The 3510-nt window shown below is 61.8% G+C and carries 5 protein-coding genes; all 5 read right to left on the bottom strand.

Annotated features, from left to right (window positions below; genetic code table 11):
- Positions 1–233 precede the first annotated feature (233 nt).
- The gene (gene bet, locus QZY07_RS20190; RefSeq protein WP_295406499.1) at positions 234–1172 is read right to left on the bottom strand and encodes a phage recombination protein Bet; all 939 of its coding nucleotides are present in this window, start codon (positions 1170–1172) and stop codon (positions 234–236) included.
- A 9-nt stretch (positions 1173–1181) separates the two neighbouring features.
- Positions 1182–1997, bottom strand: coding sequence for a PD-(D/E)XK nuclease-like domain-containing protein (locus QZY07_RS20185; RefSeq protein WP_295406496.1), 816 nt, complete (start codon positions 1995–1997; stop codon positions 1182–1184).
- On the bottom strand, positions 1994–2302 hold the full coding sequence (locus QZY07_RS20180) for a hypothetical protein (protein WP_295406493.1): 309 nt from the start codon (positions 2300–2302) through the stop codon (positions 1994–1996). The genes QZY07_RS20185 and QZY07_RS20180 overlap by 4 nt, the downstream gene beginning before the upstream one ends.
- A gap of 122 nt (positions 2303–2424) precedes the next feature.
- On the bottom strand, positions 2425–3024 hold the full coding sequence (locus QZY07_RS20175) for a hypothetical protein (protein ID WP_295406489.1): 600 nt from the start codon (positions 3022–3024) through the stop codon (positions 2425–2427).
- On the bottom strand, positions 3021–3510 hold a 490-nt coding region (locus tag QZY07_RS20170), incomplete at its 5' end, for a site-specific integrase (protein WP_295406486.1). The genes QZY07_RS20175 and QZY07_RS20170, both read right to left, overlap by 4 nt.

Here is a 3510-nt window from a genome sequence, read left to right as displayed (position 1 = left end):
TTTCGACGCTCGATCCGAGGATCTTCCAAGGAGGTGAAATGCTCAAGAATGCTTGCTGACATGAGAAACTCCAATCGTCGTTTCTCGCTAGCATCCGTCAACTACCCGAAAAACGGAATGTTTAAACGCGCTCGCCCTGGCGGCCGCCCCCGCCAGGGCGTTTTTCAATTGTGCCCCAGCGGCGGTCTGTTTTTGCCCGGCGTTGCGCGCGGATCTGCGTCGATTTCCTGCCTCTACTCATCGTCATCGCTCCCCGGTTCACGTTCGCCAGCGTCATCCGCTGGTGCATCATCTGGCATCGAATCTGCCGCGATCTCCGTCGATACGGGCCTCATCGCTTCCTGTTCCAGGCGGGCGATCAATTCCGGGTCAGCGCCTCGTTTCCGTCTCCACTCGCCGGCATCGGTGCAGGTTTTGCCGACTGAATGCGCGCCCTCGATCCAGGGGCAACCGCGCACGTCGACCAGCTCGCCGGACTCGTTGGCACGCGGCCACTCGGGGATGTCTGAGGAATCCTCGGTCGTCGGGTGCGGGTCGGTCGGCGTGGATGCCTGCTTTGCCGCTTGCGCCATCAGTCGCGCGCGGGCCGGCTGGCTGTCGACGGGCGTTTGTTCGATGACGGTCGCCTGACCGTAAATCACTTCCGCATCGTCTTCGTCCTTGATCCCGCTGAACCCAAAAGCGTACCGAATCGCCTGGATGGTGGCCTTGTGTCGAAGCATGCGGCGCGGATGCGATCTCCACGGGTCGGTATTGCGCGCGCACTCATCCATGAATTCTGTCACCACAACCGGCCTGGTTCGATCATTGCGATAGATTCGACAGGTGCATGAAACCGGCTTTCCGTTCGCGTCATGGGCGTACTCGTGTTCCATTCCGTCGAATTCCTTGCGGCGTTGCGCCAAGTTCACCCATCCGTCAATGCCGACGACAGGCGTCACGCCTCCCCCTTTCGCTGGGAACGCATAGATTTCTTTCGTGACGGGGTTCAGGTCGTATTCGTTCGCGACCATCAGGAACGCGGCCATCTGTTCATTCGTCGCGCTTGATGGCATCACAGTTGAGCGAATGACGGACTGGAAGGCTTGCGGGTCCATGCCGTATCGGTTCGCCATCGTGGCAATGAGCGAAACGCGCGGGCCTGGGGTAACGGTAGTTAATTCGTGACTCATGGGAGGCTCCTAGAGTGCCCAGCGGGGAATCGAGAGGGTTTCAATACGATGGGCGCCGGTGTCGCGGTCCCAGAGATAGCCGGGCCAAACGCCGGATTCCAGGCACTCGGCCCAGATCGTCAACGCGGCACGAAACCGACGTTCCCCAGCCTCCAGGGCGTCCGCGTCCAGCTCGTAGACGGCGACATCGAAGGGCGGCGCCGACTCCACGCACGCGAACATGAAGGGCAGTCGCTCGCCCGCGACCAAGGTCCACAGGTGGCTGTAGAAGGCCGCTTGCTGGTGGTAGCGATATTTCCCGGCATCGCGGGCAATCTCGGCTGGTGCGGCGCTCTGGCAGGTCTTCAGGTCCACCAACAGGTCCAGATCGGTCGGGAGCCAGTCCAAGCGCCCCTTGCACAGCAAGCCCGATTCGGGATCGATGGCCAGCAGGGTTTGCTCGGCCTTGCCCTTGGCGAACAGGACGCGACCGATGGAATGACCGAGCACGGCATCCCGCATCCGAGCGGCGGTGTCGAACTGATCCTGGGTGACGAGCAGCCTGCCTTCGGACGCGACTTGGAATTCCTCGAACGCCTGTTTCCCGGCCTTGGTGCGTCGGTCGCCGTCCGGAGCCACGGCGTAATCGTCCAGATCAGGCGTCAGGATCAGGCTGTGGACCAGCGTCCCGAGCGACATCGCGGCGCTTGGCTTGCGCTCGGATTCCTTCAGATGGCGAGGGCTCTTGTCGAGAATCGTGGCCAGCGCGTGAGAACTGGCGGCGTCGATGGCGCGGTAGTCGTCGAATGACAGGCCGTCGATCATTGCGGGCGGGTTAGGGGTCATGCTGCCCGCTCCCGGCCACGAGCCACGAGCCAGGCGATGTACACGGGACCATCCAACAACAGGGCGCGGCCGCGACGAATCACGGCGCCAGCTTCCTGAAGGCCGTTGGTGCGACGCTCAAACAAGTCGGACCGGATCCCGCCAACGGTCAGCGCCGGCTGGGAGTCGGCCAGTTGTTGGGCCGTGAAAAGGATCGCGGTCGGGGGCGGTTGGTCGTGGTTGTCGGCGGCCAGCGTCAGAACCGGAGTCGACGCGGACGCTCTGGGGGGTGGCGGCATTTCCGCCGACGGGGTTTTTCGTGCCATGCCTGATTTCTCCGCAACCGTTGAAGGTACGCGCCGGCGTGTTCCGGTACGTTGGAGAAAAGGCTAGACGTGTGGCCAGCGAAAAATCAGACCCGTTTATTCAGGAGGAATTAATGGGGGGGTTAGCGACCGCGCGGCTTATTCGCTTGGACTATCGCCAGCAATAAGTCCTTGCCCCGGGCAATGTCGCGTTCGGATTCGAGAATGAAGCCCTGTATCACGGCTTCTTTTGTTCCCGGGGACCACAGGTAACCTGTGCCGGTGACTGCTGTCCCCAAATAGTCCGCCGCGATCAGTGCGCAGGGGATAAATGCGACCGCGCCATAGGGGTATTGAGGTAGTTCTGTGACGTGTCGCCCAAGCGTGGTTTGCTTTGGGTCGATCTGAAACGGCGCCCTCTTGACCGCGGCTCTCGCCTTTTCGTAGGTGCTGTAACCCGCCAGCTCAGGCAAATAGCGCGTGATATTGTGCCCGCCCAACAGACAGAGCTGCTTTGCGAGTTGGGCCGCCATGGCTCGCTTGACGTTGATGCTTTTCTTTGGCCGTCCTGGTCCTTGGTGGTCCGGCCAAGTGATATCCCCGTGAAACGGAATGATCAGATCGAAGCCTTTAGCCTCGAAGTGACCGACTATCGGCTGTTTTCCGTTCACCCCAGGCAAGACATGAAGAACCCCCGCCCTGCTGCCGTCTCGTTCCAGCGTGAAAGCGCAGGGCTTAATCATTGCCCGCCCTCCCCAAAAATCGCCGAATTCATCCGCTCCACCACGCCCGCAACATGGCTGTCGCTCAGGTGCGAATACCGCTTCACCATGGCGAGGGTCTTGTGGCCCAAGACCTCGGCAATCTCGGCGAGGCTGGCGCCATTCATCGCCAGATAGGACGCGGCGGAATGCCGCAGGTCGTGGAACCGGAAGTCTTCGATACCGGCCTTCTTGAGCGCGAATTCCCACGCCCCTTGCAGCGCGATCGGTCGGCTCGGGTCATCCTCTCCGGGAAACACCAGATCGGTATCGATGCGCCGGATCTTGGCGCGTTCCTTCAGCAGCGCCAGGGCGGGGCCGCTCAGAGGGAGCACGCGACGCTCGCCGTTTTTGGTCTGATGCAGGGTCGCGGTGCGGCGGGTGAAATCGATATGCCCCCAGCGCAGATTCATAATCTCGCCCTGTCGGGCGCCGGTGGACAGCGCCAACACCACCACCGCATAGATG

Source organism: uncultured Thiocystis sp. (genome assembly GCF_903866365.1).
GTDB lineage: Bacteria > Pseudomonadota > Gammaproteobacteria > Chromatiales > Chromatiaceae > Chromatium.
This window is presented reverse-complemented; position numbering and strand designations above follow the sequence as displayed.

What these genes read in the sequence shown, in the direction of transcription:
- bet (WP_295406499.1), bottom strand. Translation starts at nt 1,172, where the DNA reads ATGAGTCACGAATTAACTACCGTTACCCCAGGCCCGCGCGTTTCGCTC.
- QZY07_RS20185 (WP_295406496.1), bottom strand. Translation starts at nt 1,997, where the DNA reads ATGACCCCTAACCCGCCCGCAATGATCGACGGCCTGTCATTCGACGAC.
- QZY07_RS20180 (WP_295406493.1), bottom strand. Translation starts at nt 2,302, where the DNA reads ATGGCACGAAAAACCCCGTCGGCGGAAATGCCGCCACCCCCCAGAGCG.
- QZY07_RS20175 (WP_295406489.1), bottom strand. Translation starts at nt 3,024, where the DNA reads ATGATTAAGCCCTGCGCTTTCACGCTGGAACGAGACGGCAGCAGGGCG.